Raw genomic sequence first — 3,546 nt, 5'->3', positions numbered from 1 at the left:
CCTCCCATCCGTGCCACGATTGCCCGCTTGTCCTCATCGGATATCGCGTAGCCGATGCCCCAGATGGTCTTGATCTGGATTTGAAATTTGTTGAGCTTCGCTCGGATTTTGCAGACGAAAACGTCGATGATCTTCGGCTCCGCATCCGGTGAGACGGCCGAATGAAGGTGCGGCTTGGTGCAGGCCGTAGACTGCATGAGGCATTGCAATATCTTCGCCTCACCGAGCGTTAATCCGAGTTCGGTTTTGCAGGCCGTCAGGAACGATGGATGGTTTTGGATTTCGATCGGGCTCGTTGTCGGGGCCCGAACGCGGGAGCCGGCCGGCCAATCAGCGGCAGGCATATCGGCGATCATTCCGGCTTCCATAGCCTGACGAACGATGTCATGGGCGCTGTCATAGGGGATTTTGAATGTCCGGCTCAAAGCGCCGATCGGCACGCCCTCATCAGCGAGGCGGACGATGGAGTTTCCGACGAAAGTTCCGCGTAGGGGGTGGTTCATGACCGGTGCCCCCGAACCGCGGTTTCGATCTCATCGACCCACTGCATGGACATGGCGACGAATTCGGCGCGTCGGTGCGGCGGCATGTGCTCGCCAAGATGGCGGCCGAACATTCCGGCCAAGATCACCGCAGCCATGCTGGCGCGCCGCTCTTCAGACACGGCGAACGGTGTCGGCGGAGGCGTTTCTACCGGCGGCAACGTGGCGAACGTGGACACGCTATCGGCAAGCCCTATGCCCTTTCGCGGTATCCAGTTCTCGGATTTTCCGAACAGGCGAACGCAGCTCTTGCACGGGTCGTCAGGCGCAAACATGTTGTGCTCACACGTGCTGCATGACTTCATAGGCTGCGGCTCTGGGGCTATCTCGGTTGATGCTTCTACCGGGTCCCATCCGATATATTTCGCGCCACCGAAGCGCATTGCCTCTGTCTTGCACGGTACGCAGTGCGAGCCGGCGTTGATGTCTCCGTCATGACGGCATGTGCTGCATGCTTTGATTTGACCGATCATTTCTTTCCTGCCTCCGCAAGCGTCGCGTCGGCGAGGTCTAGCGCTTCGTCTATCGTGAAGGAGCCGATGCGGCCGCCGTCGCGTGACACGCTGTACTTGGTGGAAAGCTCCAAGAGGCAGTAGGGCCGGATAGCTTCCAGCACGCCGGCCACCGCCTTCAGGGCGAACATGGTCTTGTCGTCAGTCGTGGGTGCTGTAGTCATTCCTCGTCCCCCTCATCATTCAGGAACTCGGTTCCGGTCCGGCCATTGAGGTATTGGAGCCAGCGGCAATACGGGGCGTATCCATGGGCGAGGGCGTAAACCGCGTCTTGCTCACTCATGCCGGCAGGGCAGGCCATGAATGCCTCCACGAACGCGGCTTCGTCGGCGATACCCTGGCGCGTCAGCTTGTGTTGCGTGTCCTCGGTGAGGCTTGACCACGGGATATTCGGCCGGCCGCGCTGGGGCTCCGGCTTCTCTACCTTGTGGTGTTCGACGGGCTGCATGGCGGCGGCGCGGGCTTCTTCGCCGCCCTCCTTCCACGTCTTGTAATTCTCCTTACCCTCGGCTGCGCAGTAGTCGGCACAATACCGGGCCGTGCCCTGCCATAGAGACCGGCGGAACGCCTTCGCCTCGGCAATTGTCCTCGGGTTGATGCCTTCCAGCTGCAACGCCTCGCGGATGTCGTCGTTGGAAAAGATGCCGTTCCACTCGTAGGCGAAGCGCTCGAATTCGGAGAGCTTGTCGAAGAAGAACACGACCTCCGCTATGGCGGGCTTCAGGACGATGTTCTCCACGTCGAAGAACATGCGAAACCCCTCTCCGCGCGGGTCTTTATTGCCGACCTTCGCCGTGGTCGCGGTGATGGGTGACCCCGTCTCGTCCTTCCAGCGCTTGAAAGCCTTGGTGGCGTTGACGCGCTGTCCATTGGTCTCGAACCACATGGACGTTCGCGGCCTGACGTTGGTGAAATCGTAAATCGTCGAGCTAGCCGGCTTGACGAAATAGTCGTCGAGTTCTGCCATTTCCGCCTTTTTCCCTTGTAATGCGATAAACGCAACATTAGCAGCAACAGCCCGCGTGTGCAATGCGTTAAACCCAACGTTAGTCACAGATATAAGTGGGCGATCACCCGCTCAAACATCCCTTAATCGGTACTTGTTGCCTACTGATATCGATGGAAACGACGCGGAAACTGAGGCATGAGTAAGCAATCCTCACTCCATCATTTTATAAAATACCAATAATTTCAGTATATTAAATATTTTAAAAACCGATCTGGAGACTTCCAAACATTTTTATTTTCTGGAGTTGTTGTGGTGAAATGGTCGTTTCGGAAATTTTATTTTTTCAACCGCAACACATGAACCGTTTCAAGCGGTGAAGCATGATCCTGAAAACCCCGGATGCGATACCGTTGCGCAAATCGCATTGGAGGGCTTTAAAGTGGCTGAGTTGACGGCAAAACAGCGCCGTTTCTGCGAAGAGTATCTGATTGATTTGAACGCGACGAAGGCAGCTGAGAGAGCGGGGTACAGCAAGGAAACGGCCTATTCGATCGGCCACGAGCTATTGAAGAAACCTGAAATCATTGCTGAAATCACCCGTTTACAAGCTGAGCGTTCGAAAAGAACTGGTATCAACGCTGATTGGCTGCTCGCTCGTCTTGCCGATGAGGCTATGGCCGATGTAGCTGACCTTTACACGGACGGCGGAGAACTTAGGCCGGTCAGCGAATGGCCGATGATCTGGCGTCAAGGCCTCGTGCAAGGCATCGACGTTGAAGAGCTGTTTGATGGTCGCGGCAAGGATCGCGAGCAAATCGGCGTGGTTCGCAAGATCAAGCTATCAGACCGCGTCCGCCGGCTTGAGCTGATCGGCCGCCATATCGGCGTGAAGGCATTCGAGGACACCGTCAACGTGAAGGGCCTTGAGGGGTTGGGCGATCGGCTATCTCGGGCGCTTAAGCGCGTCGATGAGGAAGAGGGCGGGGAGTGATCGTCACGTTTTCCCTAGCGATGATCGCCGGGTTTCTGTTTGGGCGGCTGCTCGAACGCGAGACGAAGGACAAGGACTGATGACAAAGATGTTTGTCGAGAGAACGCGCTACGCCTTCAGGGCTTTCTGTTGGACTGGCACACTCGTGGTTTCTCCTGAATGGGTGTCGAAGCACTATTCGGACGGCCGGATGACGCTTGAACCTGCATTCGGTGGCCTGTGGTCGGCGAACATCACGACGCCAATCGGGTGGATGCGAGCCAATCGCGGAGACTGGATCGTTGAACGGCCGAGCGGAGAGCTTGTCGTCTACAACGATCACGACTTCAACGCCAACTTCGAACCGGCCGAATGAGCGTCGAACCGCTGCGGCTGCAATGCTCCGTTCCGTTCTGCCGACACACCAGAGGGCAGCGGAAAGGGGAGCCGCCGATAGCCGAGGGCGAGCGCTGGCTATGCGGCGAGCACTGGAAGACGGTCCCAGCCGAAAGCCGCCGCGCGCTCAGAAATATCCAGCGCGCCTATCGGAAGCGGTTTGGGGAAAACGGCTGG

At 57.5% G+C, this 3,546-nt stretch carries 6 protein-coding genes and 1 pseudogene; 3 read left to right on the top strand and 4 right to left on the bottom strand.

Annotated elements, in window-relative coordinates; all coding sequences use genetic code 11:
- The 4 genes from G522_RS29340 to G522_RS0124000 all read right to left on the bottom strand — a co-directional run.
- On the bottom strand, window positions 1–503 hold a 503-nt coding region (locus tag G522_RS29340), incomplete at its 3' end, for a winged helix-turn-helix domain-containing protein (protein ID WP_051229203.1).
- Window positions 500–1,015, bottom strand: coding sequence for a hypothetical protein (locus G522_RS0124010; protein WP_026793195.1), 516 nt, complete (start codon window positions 1,013–1,015; stop codon window positions 500–502). The genes G522_RS29340 and G522_RS0124010, both read right to left, overlap by 4 nt.
- Entirely contained in the window at window positions 1,012–1,218 is a 207-nt protein-coding gene (locus tag G522_RS0124005; protein WP_026793194.1) for a hypothetical protein, read from the bottom strand. The genes G522_RS0124010 and G522_RS0124005 overlap by 4 nt, the downstream gene beginning before the upstream one ends.
- Window positions 1,215–2,084: a hypothetical protein gene (locus G522_RS0124000; protein ID WP_156887049.1), complete on the bottom strand. Its 870-nt coding sequence runs from the start codon at window positions 2,082–2,084 to the stop codon at window positions 1,215–1,217. The genes G522_RS0124005 and G522_RS0124000 overlap by 4 nt, the downstream gene beginning before the upstream one ends.
- 358 nt (window positions 2,085–2,442) lie before the next feature.
- Here G522_RS0124000 and G522_RS0123995 point away from each other — a divergent pair, with 358 nt between their 5' ends.
- From G522_RS0123995 to G522_RS30385, 3 genes and pseudogenes are all read left to right on the top strand, one after another.
- A complete protein-coding gene (locus tag G522_RS0123995) occupies window positions 2,443–2,994 on the top strand; it encodes a terminase small subunit (protein WP_026793192.1) in 552 nt (183 codons plus the stop codon).
- Window positions 2,995–3,073: 79 nt separating this feature from the next.
- Window positions 3,074–3,349, top strand: a complete 276-nt coding sequence (locus G522_RS0123985; RefSeq protein WP_026793191.1) for a hypothetical protein — start codon at window positions 3,074–3,076, stop codon at window positions 3,347–3,349.
- Window positions 3,346–3,546: pseudogene (locus G522_RS30385) on the top strand (hypothetical protein); the annotation flags it as partial. The gene G522_RS0123985 and the pseudogene G522_RS30385, both read left to right, overlap by 4 nt.

The organism is Pleomorphomonas oryzae DSM 16300 (assembly GCF_000422965.1).
Taxonomy (GTDB): domain Bacteria; phylum Pseudomonadota; class Alphaproteobacteria; order Rhizobiales; family Pleomorphomonadaceae; genus Pleomorphomonas; species Pleomorphomonas oryzae.
Note: the sequence above shows the minus strand (reverse complement) of the source record. Positions and strands in the feature narration are given on the sequence as shown.